The following is a 21,144-nucleotide window of genomic DNA, read 5'->3' as shown; positions in this document are numbered from 1 at the left end:
TGGTGAAAGTACCATTGGTATTGGTCACCGCACCGGTGATCACACCAGCCGCGTTGTTGTTAAAGACGCTGTCGTTATCCACTGCACCCGTAATGGTCAGGTTGTTGTTGAACGTACCACCATCAACATCAACATCGCCCTGAACACTACTGTCATTGGTAAATGTTCCCGAGGTATTGGTCACTGCACCAATAATAGAGCTGCCTGAATTATTATTGAAAGTCCCGTCGCTGGTTACAGCGCCGTTGATAGAGCCATTGTTGTTAAAGCTGGTACTTGATCCACCATTCCCGTTCACAACAGCAGAAGCCAGTGAGCCACTCAATGAAACCGTGCCCCCAGCATTTGTAAAGGCACCAGTAAATGTATTGGCACCACCTAGCGTCAGCTCGTTGCCCGTAAACGTAACGGTGTTTGCGCCAGATATAATAGAGTTAATGTTTACTGTTAACGCAGGGGCACTCACAATGCTTAGGTCTCCACCTGTAGCATTACTGTTGTCAATTGTCCCACCATTAACAGTATAATTATGATTAAACGTTAGCGATCCAGGCGCCACGGTAGAAGTAACGGTAACAATCCCAGGGTCCGAGCCAATTGTTACAGCATCACCATCGGTATAGGTTGTATTTGTTGAACCTGAATCAGCGGTCCAATTTGATGTAGTTGTATCCCAAACACCTGTACCACCAGTTACCGTAGTTCCATCGCTGATAATATCCCATTCAACCGATTGTGCAAAACCCTCCTGAGGCAACACCAAAACACCGGCCAAAACCAAAGCAACAAAAGCGCTCGTGGATTTTAATGGAAGGTTATCGATTGTTCGAGCCAATTTATGGCTCCCATTACTAGCTAAATTCGTCTTTGAAAACGTGGACATCTGGAACTCCGGACAAAAGTTAAAATTAGGGCTTAAATCTTATAAATACTTTAAAAACGCCCCTCCCGATCTAAAAGAGGCTTGATAGGGCCAAAAGTCAAGATATTTTGATCTAAGTTTAGCCCTGCGTTACCCATAAATCACACGCGCAACTGCCGCAACGGAATAATTACAACCACAGGCGGTAAAGCGGTTTCTTAATGCTGAATTTTGATCACAGTTATTTCAGGGAAAACACTCTGCACGGCCGCATATAAACGCCCCTGTAAATGCGTCTCAATATAGCGTGAAACAAACGCGGATGGCGCCGCTAGGCGTAAGACATCGCCATCTTTGGATTGAAACTGTAATCTTGCAAACCAGCTGGCAAACTGATCAGGATCTTGCTGGCGCAATTGGGCACAGACATCACGCCATTCAGCATTGCGCTCTCCGCCAACAAACCCACTCGGCTCTGCCCGCGTCCTACCCTCAAAATCAACTTTCACAACTTTGACGCTGCTATCAGGCACAAAGCTGGCCATACGTTCCGCATAATCTGGCCCAACCTCCTGCCAATAGGGTTTTGAAATTTTCCATATCTGAGCAAAGTTTAACCGATAGGCCCCTACCTTACCGCGCCGCCCTGCCCGCTTTTGCACAAGAATCTCATAATCCTGCAGCTTCTTAATCTCGCGTTTTACCGTGCGTTCATTCACAGCCCACATCCGCGCCAAATCCCGTTGCCCCACAGAAAACTCATCCAATCGCCAATTATACCGCGCGGTCAGCACTGCACTCAGCCGTGTCATAGATGTCTGAAAAGAAGGCGAACCTGCTAGACCAGCAATGGAAATTGCTGTTAGCAAATCATACTTAATCGACCCAGCCTTGGGGCCTGTTAGCTTTTTCATATCCAGCATGGATACTGCTCCGCCATCTCAAAAAGGGCCTCAGCCCGCGTCAGTTTTTCACCGATTCTCACATTGTCCTCAGACAACCGTTTTTCCTGTTATTTGTCAATTACCCAAAAATAACGGGTATTTCAAATATTTAAAAGAAACAGGTTAATATGGTTAAGGGGGACAGGTAGCTGACACCCTAACTGCCCTCGCTTGTCACCCTATCCCTATTAAAACACATCCACCTGTCACCAAGATATAGATTTCCCTGCCTGAAAATCCTGTTCTTCGATTCGCGAGTCGGAAAAATGGGAATTTTTGATTTTGCGTTTTTCCACTTTCATGATATCGCGTATTTCGAGCAAATCAAACAAATTACAAGAGGCAGTAATAATGAGAGATCACACAGACCTCCAATCCATGAATGAACGCAGCCTAGCCCAGCAAACCGCCGTGCGCCGCGCAACATTCTCGCCCAGCGAAGTCAAAACCCTGCGCCCCTTCTCGATCTGGGAAATGTCGCAATTCATGTTCGACATCCCCGCCGATACCCTGCGCAAGAAACTGGCCGATGATCCCAGCCTCCCCCAAGGCGAGGTCGAGGAAGATGGCCGCCAGCGCTGGTTCACCCTAGACGAGCTGAACGAGCTGCGCCGCCGCCTGCGCTTTCGCGGCAAAGACCTGATGCCCGAACGCCCCGATGGCCGCGCCATCCGCGTGGCGGTCTCTAACTTTAAAGGCGGGGTTGGTAAAACCGTGGTGGCCCAGCATTTGGCCCATGCGGCCGCCCTTGATGGCTATCGCGTCTTGGTGATTGATTTTGATCCACAGGCGACGTTGACCCACTCTATGGGCCTCACAGAAGTCAAGGAATGGAATACGGTCTGGGGGGTGATGTGCCGTGATCTGTGCCGCGAAGCAGACCGCATTATGGACAGCTATGATGATCCCGATGATTGCCCCTACCCTGCCAGCGACGAGTTGCCCCAAGATGTGCAATCCATCGGCGCGCAGCGTGCCCAAGACTTCATCCAGAAAACATGCTGGCCAACAATCGACCTGATCCCCTCCTGCGCCAATGCCGCCTTCGTGGAATTCGCCTCGGCCCAATACAGATCCCTGCATAAGGCCTGGAGCTTCTTTGGCTGTGTCTCGCGCTACTTGGATGAATTACCCCAAGACCAATATGACCTGATCATCTTCGACTGCCCCCCCGCCATCGGCTACCAATCTCTCAATGCCGCCTTCGCCGCCGACATCCTCTATGTCCCCTCTGGGCCGGGCTATTGGGAATATGACAGCACCACCAGCTATCTGGGCCAGCTGGGTGATGCGATGGAGGAAATCTCTACAGGCTTCGCAGGATTGGCCGAGGATGCCTCGATCACCCTGCCCAAACAATTCTTCGATGTGCGTCTGCTGATGACCCGCTTCGAGGCTGGCAACCCCTTGCACGGTGCGATGATGGAAGCCTTTCGAAATGTTTTTGGGGCAGATGTATGTCAGAACCCGATCGAGATGACCCGCGCCGTAGAACAATCGGGGCGGTTCCAAAAATCGGTCTATGAACAAGACTACCGCGAGATGACCCGCGAAACATGGAAACGGGCCCGCCAATCCTTTGATCGGGCCTACGGCGAATTTAAAGATACGGTGCTCACAGCATGGGCCCAAAATGCAACCAAAGTGGAGGATGAATAATGGCCTCGAAAAATAAATTTGGATTTGACGATCTGACCCCAGACAAGGCACCACGCCCGCGCAAGCGTAACCTTGGGCCCATGGGGGCGGCGGTGCGTGATGCCGCAGAAAACCTAACAGAAACCACCAACGTAAAAATGGAGCAACGCAAACAAAACGCCACAGATGCCAAGGCCTATCGCCGCGCCCAAGAGGCGGGGCTGGTGCTGGTCAATCTGGAATTGGATGCGGTCAAGACCGACGACCTGCCGCGCGATCGTCTTGATCTGGGCGATGTTGCGAAATCCAACGAGATGGAAGAGCTGATGGCATCCATCGCTGCGCGTGGTCAGCGCGAGCCAATCGAGGTCTATTCGGATGGGGCAGGGGGCTATCAGCTGAAAAAGGGCTGGCGCCGCCTAACGGCCCTGCGTCAACTCTTGGCCAAAACTGGGGACGATGCCTTCGCCACGGTAACCGCACGCATTGCCCAAAGCAGCGAAGAACGTGTTGCGCAGTACATCGATATGGTCGAGGAAAATATCATCCGCGAGGACCTGACATTCGCTGAAATGGCTCAACTGGCAATCACAGCCGCACAGGATCCCGCGCTTGGATTGGCGACGACAGATGCGGCGGTGGCGCGGCTGTATTCAAGCCTGCACAAAATGAAGCGCTCTTATATTCGCTCGTTCATCTATTTGCTGGAAACACTGGGCGAAGCAGTGGATTGGCCCAAGGCAATTTCGCGTAACTTGGGTGTTGATGTTGCGCGCAAACTGCGTGCCGAACCTGCCCGCTTGCCAGAGCTGATCAGTGCGTTGGATAGGTGTTTGAACAAGGATGAACAGACGGCGGCATTTCAGGGATTTGTCGCGGCCGATGGGGTGAAGCCTGTGGGGGATAAGCGTCCAGTGGCGCCCAAACAAAAGTTTGAATTCCATGTGGGCGAGATGAAGGTCACCGCGCGCAATGGCGAGCTGCGCATAGTGGAGGGGCGCGATTTCACAGGGGTCCCCAAGGCGGATTTGGAGCGGGCGGTTCACGCTCTTGCAGATGTGCTGTCCAAGGGGTAACCCGCGGGTTACTGGTGCGACTGTAGTGCTAAATAAAAAGGGTAACCCGTGGGTTACCCTTTGTTGCTTCTAAGAAAAAATATTTTTTTTCAAACACTTAGTTGCTGACACGGTCCGCAAGATTAAGCGTTGGTAGGGATTGTGACAGCACGCGGTTCCATGTGGTAACCTTCTGCTCTGATACAAACACTATGTCATCTGGGCGCAATTCTAGGCGCGTGGCCATCAACAGATTGATGGCATCTCCCGCATCAATATGCAGCGCAATAATTGGCTTCTCGGCATCCTTGGGTGCGAAACGGATTAGATAAATTTCGCCGATATCACCGGTATCATTCTGCACGCCACCCTCGGAGTAGAGCGCATCCGCAAGGGTTGCCTTGGTCTCGAAGGGCAACGGGAAACGTCCCTGTCTTGTGACCTCGCCAGCCAGATAAACATAGTCACGCTTGATCGCGCCCAGCTCTAGTTGTGATTGGAAATTAGCGCGCGCCTCGGCGGCATTTGCACGGCGCACTGCATTGCGCATCTGTGCCAAGTTCAGGGCCTCGGCGGCATGGGCGCGGGCCTGATCAATGCGGTAATCTTGATCAACAAAGATGGCATCGCCCCCAACCAATCGGGTCTTTTGCAGGGCAGGGCGGCTGCGTAATTCCGTCAATGGAATTTGATAGGTTTGGCCATCGCGGTTGATGCGCACCACGGCATAGGCCGGGTCTGCGACCACCACACCACCCGCTACGGACAAAGCATCCTGCAAGGTCAGCGGCTGGATAGAAATCGGCGCCAGCATCGGGGTGCGAACAGAGCCAGCAAGCGAAACCCGTTGCGAGTTAAACTCGGCAATTTCTAGTGAAAATTTCGGATCAATCTGGCGATCAACAAGCGCGGCGAAAACGGCGTTCTCGGCCTGTTCCAGGGTCATCTCGGCCACGCGGATACGCCCGACGTCTGGCACGGCGATAGAGCCGTCATCCTGTACGGTATAGCCTTGGCGTTTGTTTTGCGAGGCAACCAGACCCGTCAGCTCTTCTTGGGTGCTGGGGGCAGGGGTGGCCAATAGCAATACATCAGCAACGCCAATTAGGTAGGGGCTGCGCGCCGCGCGTGGGGGCACTGATGTTTGGATGGTTGCTGGAATAGCGGGGCGAGTTTCAATGGCACCTGGTTGGCTGTCTGGCGCGATGGTCGGGGCTTGGCCTGATACCTGTTTGAAAACTGCAGGCAGTTTTTTCGGTTTGTAGTAAGAGGCGTTTGCCTGATTTAACGTGCTTGGTGAGACCTCGATTACTTGAACTAATTCGTTGTTTTTATCCACGCTTTGGGTTGTGTAGATAACCCCACAGCCGGAAATGACGAGCGGCAGCGCCAGTAATAATTTTCGCATTTATATACCCTTTGAATTGGAAGAGCAGCCTTCCGATGGGGGGACTGTACAAATTTTATGTTGGCGCGTCCAGCGGGCATGGATGGGGGTGAGAAAGCGGCGGTTCGGGGGAATGAGGGGAGGGGGCGCAAGAATCGTTCAGGCGCGTTTTCCGCATGAACCGGATTGTTTAGTTCCGGCGAAATCAGGTATCAAAAGACAACTAATGGAATTTTCGAGGCTATCCGATATGACCGAATCTCCTCCTCTAACCTTAGATTTGCGTTCGACAATAATGCTTCTTTTGCTTGCGGCAGTGTATGTGTGGGACGTTTTTCTTTGAAGAAGTTGCGCTCGCTGAGGTTCCACCTCTTTCGATTACCTTGCACCGAGTATTCTGGGCGGTTCCAACCCTGTTGTTGATTGTCCTTGGTAAGAGGGATTACCATTCCCAGCTCCCCTCGAATTTGGGGAGTGTATCTGGTGATGGGCGAGTTCCGGCCATGGAATCCAGCATAGAATACAACTGCGTTGGTTGTGAAGTTGAAGTAAGCGCAAAGCTTGGGGTGATTGTGCCGTAGCCCCTGCGTATTGCATATTAAACCATCACCCTATTTCAAATATTGGCATCAACAGTCATTTTTCAAACCATCTGCAATGGCGGCTTTGCGGACAAAGCTGACATTCGTGAACGGTAAATATCCGTTAAGTTGTCTCCGACGCAGCTAGTTTGAAAAGTGCCTCCAGCTCCGGTATAGTATCGAATACTTCAGCGTCATAATATACAGAAAGCAAGTCTCCAAAATCTCTTTGCCAATATCCATTTGAGTGCACGATTATGTTCAGAAGTCCTGCGATATTAAAAGAGATTTCATTATTGATATAGTACTGGACAATTTTCAGGGTGCTCTTTGATGTAACTTATTGAAAGTCATAGTTTTGATCGCCCAACTTTAACATCCTAACGCAATCAGCATACAACACCTGATCTTCAGCAAAAGTTGGATGTTCACATATCCTGTAGATATCATCGTTAACATGTTTGATCATACAATCGAGTTGAACGCCACATTCCGGGATTGTGATCCTCGCAAGCAATTTCATGGAACCTTCCTTTTTTGGACAGGTTACCAAACTGCGTTGTGAAAGATAACTTCTGGAATAGGTGTAATTAGGACCCAACGTGGACATTCGCGAAAAATCATTTGAGCTACTCGAAATTGGTATAGGCCATGCTGGTTCAATTTGGTTAACTGCTCTGATACCCGTTTTCTCCCCCACTTATAATTGGAGTTTTTCGTTATAATTTCTTTGGCTGGAAAAGGAGTGAAAGCGATGAAAGCAAGTAAATTCACGGATGCACAGAAGGCGTTCGTTGTTAAGGAAGGTGAAGATGGTACACCTGTTGCTGAAATCTGTCGGAAGGCTGGGATCAGTCAAGCGACCTATTTCAATTGGAAGAAAAAGTATGCAGGTCTGATGCCTTCTGAGATGAAGCGTCTGCGTGAGCTTGAAACAGAAAACACACGCCTGAAGAAGATCGTTGCGGACTTGATGTTAGATCGTGAGATGTTGCAGGACGTTGTGAAACGAAAGCTCTGAGGGCGGATCGGAAAAGAGAACTCATCGATGGGGTTTTGAGCGACTGGCAGGTTTCCGTTCGCCGCGCTACGTTTTGACCGTTCAAGCTATCGTTACAAATCCCGTAGAGATGATCCGGCCGCCCTAAAATCCCGCATTAAAGAGATATGTGAAACGCGTGTACGTTATGGTTACAGGCGTGTGCACTACGTGCTTCAACGTGAAGGTTGGGAGGTGAATCTGAAGAAAGTGTACAGGATATACAAGGAAATGGGCTTACAATTGCGAAATAAGTCGCCAAAATGACGTGTCAAAGCAAAACTAAGGGAAGACCGTACAGAAGCCGTAATGTCCAATGATGTGTGGGCAATGGATTTTGTTCATGATCAACTAGCCACGGGGCGTAAACTGCGCATCCTAACGGTCGTTGATACTTACTCGCGTGTCAGCCCAGTAGTTGATCCACGCTTTAGCTATAGAGGTGAAGATGTTGTAGCAACTTTGGATAGTGTCTGTCGTCAAGTCGGATACCCCAAAACAATACGCGTGGACAATGGCAGCGAATTTGTCTCACGCGATATGGATTTGTGGGCGTATCAGCGCGGCGTAATTCTTGACTTTTCGCATCCGACCCGCGCGGTCCAACCGCGAGATCAGGCGAAGAATGGAGGCTAACGCCCCCATCTTGGGGCTCTTTCAATACCACGTCCAAAAGCTGGGGAGGATTAGAGACTAAACCTCGTCATTTACACCACCCGTGTTGATGTCTCCGCCGAGGTAGCCGTCTGGTCCGTCGTTAGATGATGTCGATTGGTCCGTTGTTAGATATCACCGACATCGTATTAGCCCAACCGCCGCCAAGGCCAAAGTCAAAACCGCCGTTGTCGAAGTCATAACCGCCATTCAGCTCGATATAGGTTTTGTCCATCATGTAGGCTGCACCGAGGCTGCCGCGCCAGTTTTGTGTGCCAAACATGTAGTCAAGTCCCACGGATGCGGCGGCGTTGTCTTCTTCGTTATTAGAAAATACGCGCACACCAACGCCAGTGTTTACCTTGCCTTCTCCAAAGGTGAAGTTCAGGCCAAAGCCCACAGCGGGGTCAGCTAGGGCAGGCGTAGAGAGTGCAAGTACCAAGATGGATGCAGAAATAAATGAACGGGACATAATAAAACTCCGGTTAATATTTTCTTGACTTTACCTCCTCACGCGTCTCGCGCAATAGGCTTGCACGCATTGTCTCTATCTGTTGTAAAAATGCGTAATCAACGGTAAATTAGTGACTAGGCAAAAAGTTCCGCAAGATCCGACTATGAGGTCAGTGGAGCGAAGGAGGCTCCCCCCTCCTTTTATTTTTCACCCGCAAAATACGTCATTTCACATTAGCAAAAATGTCATGTTCACCCCGAACAGATCCCACACAATCACCTGTTGGGCCTGTTCGGCAAGGCGTTTCTTCGGCTTGGCATTCTCATCTTCTAAGCCTCTTCGCATCAGGCACTGTCATGCCGCTATATTTTGACTTCCAAGCATAAAATGTACCATCTGACATGTCGTGCTTGCGGCACAGGTCTGCGCATTTGGCACCTGCGTCATGTTCATTCAAAATGTCAATAATCTGTTCTTCTGAATATCGTGATCGTTTCACTCGCCTGTCCTTTTGTTGGCCAGACTCGAGTTCTAAATGGTAGAAGTTACTAATGGCAGGTCAAAGGTCAATTTTATAGATGCTTTTCATTTCAGAGTTCAATGTCTATTATCTGAGATATGCTGCTATGAGCAGTTAGAAAACTTCCGAAATATCCGTTTGGCCTTAATGCATATTCTATTTCTTCCGTCTTGGTACCCATCGTCGCCAGATGATATCGCGGGGAGCTTTTTTCGCGAGCAAGCGATTGCGTTGCATCAATCGGGGTGCAGGGTTGGGGTAATTGCGCCGCGCTTGTTATCATTGCGATCCAAAGGGGCATTTGCTTTGGGCCGCGTCAGCGTGGAAAATGACCAAGGGGTGGAGACGTTTCGCGACAGTTTAGTGAATTGGTTGCCGCGGTTCTGGCCTGTATTGGGGATGCGATTTGCGAACAGGGTCGAGAAACATTTTGCATCTTATGTTCATGAGCATGGCCTGCCTGATGTGATCCATGTGCATGCAATGTTGCCGGCTGGTTTTGCGGGCATGCGTCTGGCAAAGAAATATAATATTCCTATGGTTGTCAGCGAGCATAGCTCTGCATATGCGCGGGGTAAAGTTTCTGCGCTTGGGCTGCGTGGGGCCGGTATTCTTTCGGAGTTTGCATCCGCGCGCTTTGCGGTTGGTTCAAGATTTGCAACGGATTTAGAGCATCGTTTATCCCAAAAACAAGGATACTGGTCTGTAATGCACAATCAAGTAGACCACTCGTTTCTGGAAACAGAAATGCAGCCGATTGGAATTGGGAAGTATAGAATTTTCCATGCCAGTTCTTTGGATCAGAACAAGAATGTTATGTTATTGTTGCAAGCGTTTGAGCGTGGCTTTGGTGGTGACCCTAAGGTGGAACTTGTCATTGGCGGTGAGGGCAATCAGAGGGCCTGTTTAGAGGCGTTTGTGATATCAAAAGGGATCCAAGGGCAGGTAAAGTTTTTGGGTCGCTTGACGCGCAAAGAGATAAGTGAACAGATGATGCAGGCTGATTTGTTTGCTCTTTCCAGCACCACAGAAACTTTTGGCGTGGTGTTGGTTGAGGCTCTGGCATCTGGGCGTCCTGTGGTGGCAACTGATTGTGGTGGGCCATCGGATATTGTCAATGCGGGCAATGGGTATTTGGTTCCTGTGGGCGATATAGATGCATATTCGGCAGCACTTAAACAGGCCTATCAACAACGTGCTAATTTTGACCCTATTGTGTTGCGCCAAGAGTGCAACGAGAGGTTTGGCGCAGCTGCATTGGTTCAAAAATGGCGAGATATATATCAGAAGGTTTCTAAAAACCATGGGGCTGACCAATGAAAAAAGTTTCGCTAAAGCAGAACCTTTTTGATATTGCGCTTACTTTTGCACGACGGTTCTTGTCGGGCTTGATCCAATTGGGCACGATATTGGTGCTGGCTCAGTTTCTGGGGGCCGAGGGATTAGGGGTTTACTCTGTTGCGTTGTTATTACCATCATTGATGGCATTGGCATTTAATTTCGGGTTGAGTAGTGCAAATACATTCTACATAGCCTCTGGAGAGGTGACTTTGCCACATGCATGGGCCGCCACACGTGACGTAGCGGGTGGTATTATTTTTGTAGGTACACTTTGTGGGGGGCTGTTCATTCATTGGTTTGGCGAGGTTGCCTTCCCTGGGGTGCCGCGGCTTGTTTTACTGATGGCACTGCTGACGTTTCCGGTGAATTTATTGCTGGGTGTAGTCACTGGGTTTTTCTTGGCGGCAGGGGATTTCAGATCATTTAACGCGACGGTTTTGATACAGCCAATTTGCACCTTCTGCGCGATTATTGGGCTGTGGTTATGGGGGGGGGTTACATTAGAGAACGTTTTCATTGCTGTAGTTGTATCTTATCTCTTGGCGCTGATTTTTTCGCTGAAATTATTAACAAAATGGACCGAACTTGGGACTCGGGCGTCGGGTAAAATTACCTATCTTCGTAAGGCGTTTACTTATGGTTTAAAGGCGCACCTTGGGAATATTATATCGTTTTTGAATTATCGGTTGGATTTGTTTCTGGTGAACCTATTCGTAGGGCCAGAGGGGGCGGGTATCTATATGGTTGCGGTCCGACTGGTTGAGCAGCTATGGATGATTTCCCAAGCGGTATCAACGGTACTATTTCCGCGGTTATCGGCGATGAAAAATGACGATGAGGATAAGGGCGCGTTGACGGCGCTATTGGCGCGGATGGTTTTGTGGCTAACAGGTGTTAGTGCGGCCGGATTGGCCTTAGTTGCATCGCCTATTATTAGCGTCTTGTTCGGCGAGGAGTTTGCGGATGGGGTGGTTGTTTTATATCTGTTGCTACCAGGTGTTGTGGTGTTTTCTTGTGCTCGTACGCTAGCCAATGATTGGGCTGCGCGCGGGATGGTGGGGGTCAACTTGGTGTTGGCCTTGGTGGCCTTTGGGGTGAATGCAATTGCCAATTTGCTCTTCATCCCGATGTATGGAATTTATGGTGCAGCTATTGCCACATCAATGACCTATGTATTGGTTTTTGTTATTCGTTTGGGGCTTTTGAACAAATTATCGGATGTAGTATGGTGGGCACCGATTGTTTTGCGACGACAGGATTTATCTAGTATTCGTGCGCTTGTATCGAGGGTGAGGCCTAGAGCAAATTAAGTTGGCGCATTCAGTTATGCGGGCCACTGAGGTAAAGCTACATTAAAATACTCGCAACTGATCACATACGTTTTGTGGCGACTTGGTAGAGTACAGAGGTCTTTTTGATTGATCTTTGTACGGTTGCGCCTGCACCTATTGAAGAGGCGACTGCGATACTACAACCGGGGAGAACCCTTGCCCCGCTTCCAAGGAATATCTCGTCTTCTAGTCGGCAGTTTCCCATAACGTCCACATGGCTGCTTAGGGTGACAAAATCGCCGATCACAGTGTCATGCCCGATGGTAGAACAGTGGTTAATATGGAGGTGGCGTCCAACTGTGCAATCAACGGATATGGTGGAGTTTGGGCATATAATCAGCCCTTCACCATGGGTCGAGCTTCTGGCAACAATTGCGGAGGGATGAATGACAGCCCCAAATTGAGCGCCTCTATCGCCGAGTAAATTGGCGATTTTGCGCCGTGTTGTTGGCTTGCCTATTGCGATGACTACTCTGTCCTCTGCGCGTGGCGAGAAGTCTTGGATCGTGCCTCTAAAATGATCTGCGACCAATGGTTTTAATTCTGTTGCGTTGTCATCAACAAAGGCAAGTTTGGTGTAGTCTGCTTGGCCTGCAATGATCTGATCTTCGGCCCAGTGAAAGACCTCGCGGCCAAAGCCGCCTGCGCCAACAATCACCAGTGTTTTTTCGTGCATCATTTTGCCATATATCCGCCATCGACAAGCATGCTGGTGCCAGTAACCCAACGCGATGCATCTGACAGGAGAAACAACGCCGAATTAGCGATATCGTCAGGTGTGCCAAAGCCCAACGGATGCCTGTTTTCGTAATCATTCAGGGTGGCTTGGTCCATTCTGCGGGTCGCATTTTCGTGCATCTCGGTTTTAACGGCCCCAGCGACAATAGAATTCACGCGGATGGACTGAGGGGCCAATTCGCAGGCAAGATTTTTAACCAAGCCTGATATGGCCGCACGTGATGCCCCATATGCGGACATGCCGGCCTGTCCACGATGACCCGCTACCGAGGACATGAAGAGAAGCGATCCCCCACTGGGGCTAAAAAACCCCTTGGATGCGGCCGCACGTGCAAGACCCATAGCGCCAAGTAAACTTGCCCCCATGATATCATCGATGTGAGGGCCCTTGGTTATTCTGGCCATACGTATCATGGAAATGCCTGCGCTGTGGAAAACGCCATTGATGCCGGTATCCACCAATGCGCGCGCTGATTTTATGCTATCATATGCTGCATCTGCAGAAGAGAGATCGCCAGCGAATATTTCATGCCCTGATCCATGAAGTGACGCCATTGTTTCGCTAAGCCGATCTAGGCTACGCCCTAGTGCCAACACGCGCGCACCATGGCGTGCAAGTTGCTGTGCCACGGCACGTCCCAGGCCCGATGAGGCACCTGTGACGATGAATGTTTTGTCAGCCATTATCCGGTCATGAAACAGGGTCATAAAAAGACCGTTTCGGCGCATTGAACATTCCCAATTTCCATAGAGACTGCGGCCCAAGAGAAGCCTACGCCAAATCCCAGTAGGGCATAGGGTTGGTTGGGGCCTTGGATTTGTTCGCGGACATCACTGCACAAAAGCAAAGGTAGGGTGGCGCTACTGGTGTTGCCAAAATCTTGGATATTTATCGGGACTTGATCAGGGTTTAATTTTGCCTTCTTCGCAATATGTTTTAGCATAAATGCGTTTGCTTGGTGCATCAGCACATAAGCGAAGTCAGTTGGTTCTTTGTTGTCCAGCTTGGCCAAGTCTTTGATCAGCTTGGGGATCGATTTTAGGGTAAAGTTGAAAACCGAAGCCCCGTCCATATACAGGTAGTCGTCCTTGTCGTTGGTTTTTACGGCCGAGCGAAACTGTCCGTTTTCTATTTTAAGGCTGTCTATACCACTGCTGTCACTGCCAATGATGAATTTGGGTTTTTGTGTAGTTTCTGATGCGGTGATTAGGGTTGCGGTCCCTGCATCGCCGAAAATCATTGCGGTAGAGCGATCCTCAACAGACAGGGTTTTTGATATGGTATCACCGGCAAGCAACAGCACCTTTTTGTAGCGCCCCCCAGAAATTAAATCATGCGCCAGCGACAATCCTAGCACATAGCCCGAGCAACCTGCATTTATATCCAAACATGTACAATCTGAGGGCAGGCCCAGCTGTCTATGGGCAACGAAGGAAGACCCTGGAAGAACATAATCAGGGGTCTGTGTTACGAAGATAACGGCATCGCAGTCGCTGATACCGCCGGTCACTTTGTCGCCCAATTGCTGGGCGGCATGAATGCATAAATCAGCCGTTGTCTCGGATTCCGATGCCCAATAGCGGGTTTCTACGCCAGCCATTTTCGCAATGTCGTGTACAGTTTTGCTGTCGATATTGGCTTCAAAGAAATCGTTTTGAATACGACGTTTTGGCAAGCAAGAGATGATACCGACGATTTGAGAGCTCATTTTATGCCTCAACTAACCTTTGGATTTGATGAGGTCGAGTACGTCCTGAACCGTCTTACAGGCAACCAGTTCATTGCCATCAAGAAGCACGTTGAATTGTTCATCGACCAAGACGATTGTTGAAACAACGGCTAGTGAATCCATTTTGTCACCAAAGGCAAATTCTGGCGTCACAATTTCGTCTTCCAGCTCTAGGATTTCAGACAATTCTTCGAAAAATTCAGACATGTGTATTCCTTTATATTTCCACAATGCAGGCAGCCCAAGAAAGACCTACGCCAAACCCTGCGAGCAACAGCTTATCGCCTGTTTCGAATCTATGATCATCGATACAGCTTTTCAATAGGATAGGTATCGTTGATGATACTGTATTACCAGTATATTCTAGCGACAGTGGCGCCTTGTTTGGGTCGATTTTTAACTTCTTAATCAATTTTTCCAGCATTAATAAACTGGCCTGATGGAAGATGAAATGGTCGATTTGTTCTAGGTCTAATTCTGCCTTGGTTAGCAGGGCCTTGATGGCCTTTGGCACCTCGCCTAGGCCGAACATCATGATCTTTGATCCATCCATAAACAGCTGGTCTGCGCTGCGGGTATTGCCGAATTCGTCCCTGACCTCGTGAGCGCTATCCTTGGTAGGGCGTTGACGAAATCCCCCCGCTGGTACGATCAGCTGGTTGGCGCCAGCGCCATTTGTGCCAAAGACAAAATCCTTGATACCCTGTGGCCCTTCCGAGGCGGTAATGACCGAGGCCGCCGCCCCATCGCCAAACAAGGTGCGCACGCTGGTATCGTTTTCGTTGATCAGTTTCGTATAGGTATCGGCGGTGATCAGCAGGATTTTGCGCGCGATACCGCCGACGATCATGCCCTTGGCCACGGCTAAGCTATAAACATAGCCAGAGCACCCTTGGTTAATATCAAAAGCCCCGATGTGTTTTGGTAGGCCTAGCCGATCCTGAATAATACAGGCGCTGGTTGGTAAAAAGTGATCAGCGGTCTGCGAGCAGAAGATAAGGTAGTCGATTTCATCCATTAATTCGGGATATTTCATCAGCAGTTTTTGCGCCGCTTTCACGCCTAAATCCACGGATGTCTCATTTGGCGCTGATATTCTGCGCTCTGAGATGCCGGTTTTGGCTAGTATCTTTTCTGGTGTCCAAGAGGGAAAGGTTACGCAGAGGTCTGCATTGCTAAGCACGTGATCTGGGAAATGGGTCTCGATGTGTTCAATTCGTGCATTAATCATGAATTCGCCCTTGAGCTATCAAATTTGGAGGGGTGCAACACTGAATAGATAGATTGCTTGGGGCGGGGCTTCAAGCACCAACGCAGCGTTGCGCTGCAAGGGGAGGGCGGGCTGGGCACATATCGGCATACCAATTGTGCCAGTATTTTGGGATCAGTACCTGTGGTGGGGTCAGACTGGGCGGTGCATCCGCCTAAATGCCCAAGTAGATTTTGATTGAAGAACCTCGTGTACAAAGGCGCCAAGGATGGCGTATTTACGATGCTCTGTGGTATATCGGGGTGGCTCTTTTATAATTTGGTGCTTGGGCCTATATATTTGGTAAAACACTGGGTGCATGATGGGCATATTAAGTAAATTATTTGGCAAGAAAACCGCAGAAGAAAACTGGCCGGATTTTGCGGGGGCATTATCGGTTAGCCGCCCCTTGTTCGTGGTGGGGGATCTGCATGGGCGTCTGGATCTGTTAGAGCGATTGCTGTCGAAACAGCCGGCGGGCACCCATTTGGTTTTTGTGGGTGATTTGATCGATCGCGGCGAACAATCGGCCGAGGTTTTGCACCGTGTGGCACAGCTGTGTGATGAGGGTGCGCAATGTTTGATGGGCAACCACGAACGCATGATGCTGGATTTTTTGGATGACCCCAGCGAAAAGGGCCCGCGATGGTTACGCTATGGCGGATTGCAGACGCTGAACAGTTTCGGGTTGCGCGGGGTTTCAGAGCGCGCCAGCGGGTTGGAATTGATCGAGGCTGTGCAGGGGCTACGCGATAAAATGCCCAACGGAATGGAGGCATGGTTGCGCGCATTGCCCCATCAGCTGTCGTTTGGGAATCTGCATGTGGTGCATGCGGCGGCCAGCCCCAATCACCCGATGGAGACGCAAAAAGAAAGCGCTCTGTTATGGGGGCACCCCCAGTTTATCAAAAAGCCCCGCCAAGATGGACAATTTGTGGTGCATGGCCACGTAATTGTGCCACAGGCGAAGATTGAGCAGGGGTGCATATCGATCGATACGGGTGGCTATGCCACGGGCAATCTGACGGGCGCGCATTTCTACGCTGATCAGGTGGAATTTATCACCGCCTAAGATGTGCGTTGATTTGTGTGGGGACGCACGCTAAGGGGGTGTGTCGATCCCTTGACATTCTAAGCCGTGATTTTATTTCTGAGGTATATGTCTTTTCCATGCGCTACTGGCGTAATTTATAGGAGCATCTAGGTGCCCAAAAAATTCTTGATTTGTTGTTCTTTTGCGCCCTCCTTGATTACATTTCGCGGGGATCTGCTAGCGAGCATTCGCGCGCGCGGCATCGATATCGTGGCTGTCGCGCCAGAATTTGATGATAAAACTCGCCAATGGTGCGAGGCGCGCGGGATCCAATGCGAGCCAGTTTATATGAACCCTCAGGGGTTAAACCCCGTTAAGGATTTACGCACTCTTGTTGGGATTTGGCGCTTGATCCGCAAGCATCGCCCCGATGTGACCTTGGGCTATACGCATAAGCCCACGCTTTATACCGCCTATGCCGCCTTTGCCGCAGGTGTAAAGCATCGCGCGATGATGGTGACAGGGCTAGGCTATGCGTTTTCACCCGATGGCAGCCGGATTGCGCGCCTTATCACGGCCATTACCAAGGGCATGTTTTGGGTGGCAACACGCATGAGCCATGTCACGATTTTCCATAACAGCGATAATGAGGCCCTGTTTGTTGATGGGGGGCTGTGCAAGCGCGGGGCGAATACGGTCGTGGTTGGCGGATCGGGTGTGAATATCACCAATTTTCCAAAAGTTCCGGTGCGCGATGTTCCCAGCGATGAGTTTGTATTTTTGCTGGTGGCCCGTTTGGTGAAATACAAGGGCATTACAGAATATGCGCGCGCGGCACAGGCCCTACGGGCCGAATACCCCAAGGCACGGTTTGTGCTGGTGGGCGTCCATGATCAATCGCCCATTGGGTATCAGGGTGCAGATTTCGATTTTGTGAAAGAGCATTTAGAGTTCAAAGGCCCAAGCGATCAGATTGCTAAAGAGATGGCAGAGTGTGATGTGTTTGTTTTGCCATCCTATAGCGAGGGATTGCCACGCACGGTGCTAGAGGCCATGGCCACAGGGCGCGCGGTGATCACCACGGATACCGAGGGGTGCCGCTCGACTGTGAATGTGGGGGAAAACGGCATTCTGGTAGCGCCGCGCGATTGGCAGAGCCTGTGCGATGGGATGCGCGAGTTTTTGCGCGGCGATCATGATGTGGCGAAAATGGGGGATGCGGGGCGCGCATTTGTGGAATCCACATTTGATGTTAGGGTGGTAAATGAACAGATGCGGCGTGCGTTGGGCGTTGATCAGGATTTAACCGCGTCGGGCGAAGGCGAGCAATGAGATATATAATTTTAGGGGCGTTGTTGCTTTATGTGTTCTTAAGTTCACGGATAACTGGTGCTAAGGCGGGAGAGTTGAGCGTTACAGATCGTTTGATTGCTGCGGATGTCTTTGCATTGGTTCTAATTGGCTTGGTGCTGATCTTGGGCTTCAGTGGTAAACGATTAAAAGTGCATGGCGTGTATTGGATGTTTCTCCCTTTGCTTGGGTTGTTTTTGCTGTCTGCTATATTTGCGGATAAACCAGATAAGGCTTTTACAGAAACTGTAATTTTATTGTTCAGTGCTTGCGTTTCCATAGCTATTGCCAATTTGATCTATAATTTGACAGAACAAGACCTAAAGATTTTTCTGAAGGGCTACGCTTTATTGCTAGGCGTTTTGTCGGCGTATTTCCTACTAGATTATATGGTTTTAAATGTTGCTTGGGGTGGGCTTAAAGGGACGTTTCGCAATACCGGGCAGGCAGGCACTTTTCTGGGCACCCATGCCGCAATTTGTTTGGCACTTTCGATGTCGGGGTTGGTCCCGAAAAACTGGATTTATAATATCTGTATTGGCTTACTGGTTCTAGCCCTTATCCTAACGGTTAAGCGTGCGGCGCTGATTGGTTTGATTTCTGGGGTTTTCTTCGTGATGGTTTTTCTGCTGCTTTCTAAGTCCAAAACCGAAAAACGTATTGGGGTTAGGATTCTTGTGATAACTGCTTTAACAATTTTTGTTGGCAGTATTTTGGTGCAGATTGCAATAGAATTGGTGCCCGGCTTGGCATGGCGGTTTGAAACCAAGGTTAACTCTGATACCGTAGATGACTTCGCTTCTGGATTTTTTGCCGAGAACGTTGAAGGCACACTAAAGGCTTTGGATGAAAATCCATTTGTTGGTGTTGGCGCAGGCAATGTCGCGGGTGTCTATACGGCCAAGTACGAGATTCATTCGACCTATTTGGGCATATTGGCTACCTCGGGTATTTTGGGGGCCGTGGCCTATCTGATGTTCGTGTTACGCTGTTTTATTATGTTACTAAATGGGGGGCGTAATCGCGCCGATGATCCCTATGCCAAGTTCATTTTCTACATGTTGCCCATGTGTATGGGCATGTTCATTTCGTGGGGGTATACCTACCATCTGCGCAAGCGTAGTTTTTGGTTTATGGTGGCGATGCTAACGGCAATTTATGCTATAAAACGGCGCCGCGCGGCCGAGGTGGTGGCGGCGCAGTATTATGAGATGGAGCAGGAACCGAGGCCTGTTATTTCAGCCCCCGCCTAGCCTGTGGCTTGTGCCAAGATGGTTTGAATTACACGACAGCTCTTATCCATCTCGGCCTGTGTCAGGGTTGGATGCACCAAAAACGTCAGGCATGTATCGCCCAGTTTTTTTGTGGTTTCTAGGGGCTGTGTAGGGCGCCAACCTGTGCTATCAAAGGCGGCCTCGCGGTATAGTTCGGAACATGTACCTTGGAAACAGGGCACGCCGGCGGTGCTGATTGCATCAACGATGCGGTCGCGTGTCCAGTCTTTGCCTAGGTTTTCTGGGCGCACGAAGGCACAGAATCGATAAAAGGCATGGGTTATGCCACTGGGGGTGGGGGTAATGCGCACTGGGCCTGTGGCATGGGCAAATTCGGCCAAGGTGCTCTCTAGGCGTTTCGCGTTTTTCTGGCGCGCGTCTTGCCACTCAGCCAAGCGGCGTAATTGGATGCGCCCGATGGCAGATTGCATTTCTGCTAGGCGCCAATTGGTGCCGAAATCCTCGATGACCCACCGATATCCGGGGGGGTGTTGTTTTTCATAGACTGCATCCCAGCTTTTGCCGTGATCTTTGTGCGCCCACATGCGCTTCCACAGGGCGGGATCATTGCAGGTGACCATGCCGCCTTCGCCACCGGTGGTGATTATTTTATCCTGACAGAATGACCAAGCGCCCACATCCCCCAAGGCCCCGACCGGGGTGTCGCCTATCTTGGCGCCATGGGCCTGTGCGCAATCTTCGATCAATTTAATATCGCGCCCTGTGACCAATTGTTTGAAACCCAGCATATCACAGGGCCAGCCGCCCAGATGTACGCAGAGAATAGCGCGGGTGCTTGTGGTGATATGGGGGGCGACGGTATGAGGGGTGATGTTTTGGCTATCTGCATCGATGTCTGCAAAAACAGGAATAGCGCCGGCGCTGACCACAGCCGAAACCGAGGCCATGAAACTGCGCGGGGTGACGATAACCTCGTCGCTGGCCTGTCCGCCATTGCGTGCGCCTATGCCCAGCCCCTGTAGCGCCAGATCAAGAGCCAACGTGCCATTGGCCACAGCGATCGCGTGGTTTGCACCTGCGAATTCTGCGAATTCTTTTTCGAATTCGCGCCCCTGTGTGCCTGTCCAATAGTTGACCTTGTTGGACAGCAGGATTTGAGAAACTGCATTTGCTTCTTCATCAGTGAAACTGGGCCAAGGGGAGAAGGGGCCGTTGAGCATGGGTTATCCGATCTGTTTACGATGTGCCGGTGAATTTGGACATGGTGGCCTCGCCCGCGGCAGAAATGCCATCACGCTTAATGACTTTCTTTACGGTTAGCGCAAGGATTTTAATATCCAGCCAAAGCGTGCGGTTTTCCACATACCAGACATCTAGCGCGAATTTTTCATCCCATGATAAAGCATTGCGCCCGTTTATCTGGGCCCAGCCTGTGATGCCGGGGCGAAGATCATGGCGGCGTGCTTGTTCTGGCGAGTAAAGCGGTAGGTATTCGACCAAGAGAGGGCGCGGGCCAACGAGGCTCATATCGCCGCGCAAGACATTGTACAATTCTGGCAATTCATCCAATGAGCTGCTGCGCAGCTTGGCCCCCAGCGGGGTAATGCGATCCGCATCGGGCAGGGGGGTACCGTCGGGGGCATTGGCATCCTTCATCGAGCGGAACTTGATCATTTCAAACGGTTTTCCGTCCCGACCGGGGCGGGTTTGGCGAAAGAAAACGGGTGCGCCCATATCTGATTTTATTTTGAAATACAAAAGAAGAAAAACGGGGCTAAGCAAGATCAGGCCAATGCCAGAGCCGAAAATATCGAAGAGGCGTTTCATAGATTTATCCAAACAGATTATGCTGTTATTGCCAGAGTTTAGACGCTTGGAGATGGTATGGAAACCGGATAATTATTAGAGATTGGCACTGTAGATCTCGCGTAATTACTTGGATTTTCTACAGGGCATATGGAGCACTAGGTATAGAGGGCAATCTCTATTGCGCGAAACTTTAA

General features: G+C 50.2%; 18 protein-coding genes and 2 pseudogenes. 8 read left to right on the top strand and 12 right to left on the bottom strand.

Annotated elements, in window-relative coordinates; genetic code table 11:
• The coding region (locus tag QQL62_RS11455; protein WP_284379270.1) for an autotransporter outer membrane beta-barrel domain-containing protein at window positions 1-835 on the bottom strand (835 nt) is incomplete at its 3' end.
• Between the two features lie 245 nt (window positions 836-1,080).
• The gene (locus QQL62_RS11450) at window positions 1,081-1,785 is read right to left on the bottom strand and encodes a DnaA N-terminal domain-containing protein (RefSeq protein ID WP_284379268.1); all 705 of its coding nucleotides are present in this window, start codon (window positions 1,783-1,785) and stop codon (window positions 1,081-1,083) included.
• Between the two features lie 372 nt (window positions 1,786-2,157).
• Between QQL62_RS11450 and QQL62_RS11445 the strand changes: the two genes are divergently transcribed.
• A complete protein-coding gene (locus QQL62_RS11445) occupies window positions 2,158-3,465 on the top strand; it encodes an AAA family ATPase (RefSeq protein ID WP_284379265.1) in 1,308 nt (435 codons plus the stop codon).
• Window positions 3,465-4,520: a ParB/RepB/Spo0J family partition protein gene (locus tag QQL62_RS11440; RefSeq protein WP_284379263.1), complete on the top strand. Its 1,056-nt coding sequence runs from the start codon at window positions 3,465-3,467 to the stop codon at window positions 4,518-4,520. Before QQL62_RS11445 ends, QQL62_RS11440 begins: the two co-directional genes overlap by 1 nt.
• A 97-nt stretch (window positions 4,521-4,617) precedes the next feature.
• On the opposite strand, the gene QQL62_RS11435 is transcribed toward QQL62_RS11440, so the two are convergent.
• Complete coding sequence (locus QQL62_RS11435) at window positions 4,618-5,907, bottom strand: polysaccharide biosynthesis/export family protein (protein WP_284379261.1); 1,290 nt, start codon at window positions 5,905-5,907, stop codon at window positions 4,618-4,620.
• Window positions 5,908-7,221: 1,314 nt separating this feature from the next.
• Between QQL62_RS11435 and QQL62_RS11430 the strand changes: the two are divergent.
• A pseudogene (locus tag QQL62_RS11430) lies at window positions 7,222-8,127 on the top strand (IS3 family transposase); the annotation flags it as partial.
• Between the two features lie 136 nt (window positions 8,128-8,263).
• Here QQL62_RS11430 and QQL62_RS11425 read toward each other — a convergent pair.
• Window positions 8,264-8,632: a hypothetical protein gene (locus tag QQL62_RS11425; protein ID WP_284379259.1), complete on the bottom strand. Its 369-nt coding sequence runs from the start codon at window positions 8,630-8,632 to the stop codon at window positions 8,264-8,266.
• Between the two features lie 270 nt (window positions 8,633-8,902).
• Window positions 8,903-9,113 (bottom strand): annotated as a pseudogene (locus QQL62_RS11420) (transposase); the annotation flags it as partial.
• Between the two features lie 36 nt (window positions 9,114-9,149).
• Between QQL62_RS11420 and QQL62_RS11415 the strand changes: the two are divergent.
• Together QQL62_RS11415 and QQL62_RS11410 are read left to right on the top strand one after the other, a co-directional pair.
• On the top strand, window positions 9,150-10,454 hold the full coding sequence (locus QQL62_RS11415) for a glycosyltransferase (RefSeq protein WP_348520667.1): 1,305 nt from the start codon (window positions 9,150-9,152) through the stop codon (window positions 10,452-10,454).
• Window positions 10,451-11,785 (top strand): oligosaccharide flippase family protein, encoded by a 1,335-nt coding sequence (locus tag QQL62_RS11410; RefSeq protein WP_284379255.1) that lies wholly within the window; start codon window positions 10,451-10,453, stop codon window positions 11,783-11,785. The genes QQL62_RS11415 and QQL62_RS11410 overlap by 4 nt, the downstream gene beginning before the upstream one ends.
• A gap of 61 nt (window positions 11,786-11,846) precedes the next feature.
• Here QQL62_RS11410 and QQL62_RS11405 read toward each other — a convergent pair whose 3' ends face one another.
• Genes QQL62_RS11405 through QQL62_RS11385 form a run of 5 tightly spaced genes read right to left on the bottom strand, consistent with a single transcriptional unit; the run spans window position 11,847 to window position 15,505 of the window.
• Window positions 11,847-12,485 (bottom strand): NeuD/PglB/VioB family sugar acetyltransferase, encoded by a 639-nt coding sequence (locus QQL62_RS11405; RefSeq protein ID WP_284379252.1) that lies wholly within the window; start codon window positions 12,483-12,485, stop codon window positions 11,847-11,849.
• The gene (locus QQL62_RS11400) at window positions 12,482-13,228 is read right to left on the bottom strand and encodes an SDR family NAD(P)-dependent oxidoreductase (protein WP_284379211.1); all 747 of its coding nucleotides are present in this window, start codon (window positions 13,226-13,228) and stop codon (window positions 12,482-12,484) included. The genes QQL62_RS11405 and QQL62_RS11400 overlap by 4 nt, the downstream gene beginning before the upstream one ends.
• Window positions 13,229-13,248: 20 nt before the next feature.
• Window positions 13,249-14,253: a 3-oxoacyl-ACP synthase III family protein gene (locus QQL62_RS11395; protein WP_284379208.1), complete on the bottom strand. Its 1,005-nt coding sequence runs from the start codon at window positions 14,251-14,253 to the stop codon at window positions 13,249-13,251.
• Between the two features lie 12 nt (window positions 14,254-14,265).
• Window positions 14,266-14,481 (bottom strand): phosphopantetheine-binding protein, encoded by a 216-nt coding sequence (locus QQL62_RS11390; RefSeq protein WP_284379205.1) that lies wholly within the window; start codon window positions 14,479-14,481, stop codon window positions 14,266-14,268.
• Between the two features lie 10 nt (window positions 14,482-14,491).
• Window positions 14,492-15,505 (bottom strand): 3-oxoacyl-ACP synthase III family protein, encoded by a 1,014-nt coding sequence (locus QQL62_RS11385; protein WP_284379203.1) that lies wholly within the window; start codon window positions 15,503-15,505, stop codon window positions 14,492-14,494.
• A 337-nt stretch (window positions 15,506-15,842) separates the two neighbouring features.
• Here QQL62_RS11385 and QQL62_RS11380 point away from each other — a divergent pair, with 337 nt between their 5' ends.
• The 3 genes from QQL62_RS11380 to QQL62_RS11370 all read left to right on the top strand — a co-directional run bounded on the left by QQL62_RS11380 (window position 15,843) and on the right by QQL62_RS11370 (window position 19,159).
• A complete protein-coding gene (locus QQL62_RS11380; RefSeq protein WP_284379200.1) occupies window positions 15,843-16,595 on the top strand; it encodes a metallophosphoesterase in 753 nt (250 codons plus the stop codon).
• Window positions 16,596-16,727: 132 nt separating this feature from the next.
• Complete coding sequence (locus QQL62_RS11375; RefSeq protein WP_284379197.1) at window positions 16,728-17,888, top strand: glycosyltransferase family 4 protein; 1,161 nt, start codon at window positions 16,728-16,730, stop codon at window positions 17,886-17,888.
• Window positions 17,889-17,962: 74 nt separating this feature from the next.
• Window positions 17,963-19,159, top strand: a complete 1,197-nt coding sequence (locus QQL62_RS11370) for an O-antigen ligase family protein (protein WP_284379194.1) — start codon at window positions 17,963-17,965, stop codon at window positions 19,157-19,159.
• Here QQL62_RS11370 and QQL62_RS11365 read toward each other — a convergent pair.
• Together QQL62_RS11365 and QQL62_RS11360 are read right to left on the bottom strand one after the other, a co-directional pair.
• Window positions 19,156-20,361, bottom strand: a complete 1,206-nt coding sequence (locus tag QQL62_RS11365; protein ID WP_284379191.1) for a DegT/DnrJ/EryC1/StrS family aminotransferase — start codon at window positions 20,359-20,361, stop codon at window positions 19,156-19,158. The two genes, QQL62_RS11370 and QQL62_RS11365, sit on opposite strands and share 4 nt — an antisense overlap.
• Window positions 20,362-20,377: 16 nt before the next feature.
• Complete coding sequence (locus QQL62_RS11360; RefSeq protein ID WP_284379188.1) at window positions 20,378-20,968, bottom strand: sugar transferase; 591 nt, start codon at window positions 20,966-20,968, stop codon at window positions 20,378-20,380.
• Window positions 20,969-21,144: the final 176 nt, after the last annotated feature.

Source organism: Amylibacter marinus (genome assembly GCF_030160015.1).
GTDB lineage: Bacteria > Pseudomonadota > Alphaproteobacteria > Rhodobacterales > Rhodobacteraceae > Amylibacter > Amylibacter marinus.
Note: the sequence above shows the minus strand (reverse complement) of the source record. Positions and strands in the feature narration are given on the sequence as shown.

Bases quoted from the DNA above. Each gene is read 5' to 3' on its own strand.
- QQL62_RS11450 (WP_284379268.1), bottom strand. From the start codon at position 1,785: ATGCTGGATATGAAAAAGCTAACAGGCCCCAAGGCTGGGTCGATTAAG.
- QQL62_RS11445 (WP_284379265.1), top strand. From the start codon at position 2,158: ATGAGAGATCACACAGACCTCCAATCCATGAATGAACGCAGCCTAGCC.
- QQL62_RS11440 (WP_284379263.1), top strand. From the start codon at position 3,465: ATGGCCTCGAAAAATAAATTTGGATTTGACGATCTGACCCCAGACAAG.
- QQL62_RS11435 (WP_284379261.1), bottom strand. From the start codon at position 5,907: ATGCGAAAATTATTACTGGCGCTGCCGCTCGTCATTTCCGGCTGTGGG.
- QQL62_RS11425 (WP_284379259.1), bottom strand. From the start codon at position 8,632: ATGTCCCGTTCATTTATTTCTGCATCCATCTTGGTACTTGCACTCTCT.
- QQL62_RS11415 (WP_348520667.1), top strand. From the start codon at position 9,150: ATGGTAGAAGTTACTAATGGCAGGTCAAAGGTCAATTTTATAGATGCT.
- QQL62_RS11410 (WP_284379255.1), top strand. From the start codon at position 10,451: ATGAAAAAAGTTTCGCTAAAGCAGAACCTTTTTGATATTGCGCTTACT.
- QQL62_RS11405 (WP_284379252.1), bottom strand. From the start codon at position 12,485: ATGATGCACGAAAAAACACTGGTGATTGTTGGCGCAGGCGGCTTTGGC.
- QQL62_RS11400 (WP_284379211.1), bottom strand. From the start codon at position 13,228: ATGGCTGACAAAACATTCATCGTCACAGGTGCCTCATCGGGCCTGGGA.
- QQL62_RS11395 (WP_284379208.1), bottom strand. From the start codon at position 14,253: ATGAGCTCTCAAATCGTCGGTATCATCTCTTGCTTGCCAAAACGTCGT.
- QQL62_RS11390 (WP_284379205.1), bottom strand. From the start codon at position 14,481: ATGTCTGAATTTTTCGAAGAATTGTCTGAAATCCTAGAGCTGGAAGAC.
- QQL62_RS11385 (WP_284379203.1), bottom strand. From the start codon at position 15,505: ATGATTAATGCACGAATTGAACACATCGAGACCCATTTCCCAGATCAC.
- QQL62_RS11380 (WP_284379200.1), top strand. From the start codon at position 15,843: ATGATGGGCATATTAAGTAAATTATTTGGCAAGAAAACCGCAGAAGAA.
- QQL62_RS11365 (WP_284379191.1), bottom strand. From the start codon at position 20,361: ATGCTCAACGGCCCCTTCTCCCCTTGGCCCAGTTTCACTGATGAAGAA.
- QQL62_RS11360 (WP_284379188.1), bottom strand. From the start codon at position 20,968: ATGAAACGCCTCTTCGATATTTTCGGCTCTGGCATTGGCCTGATCTTG.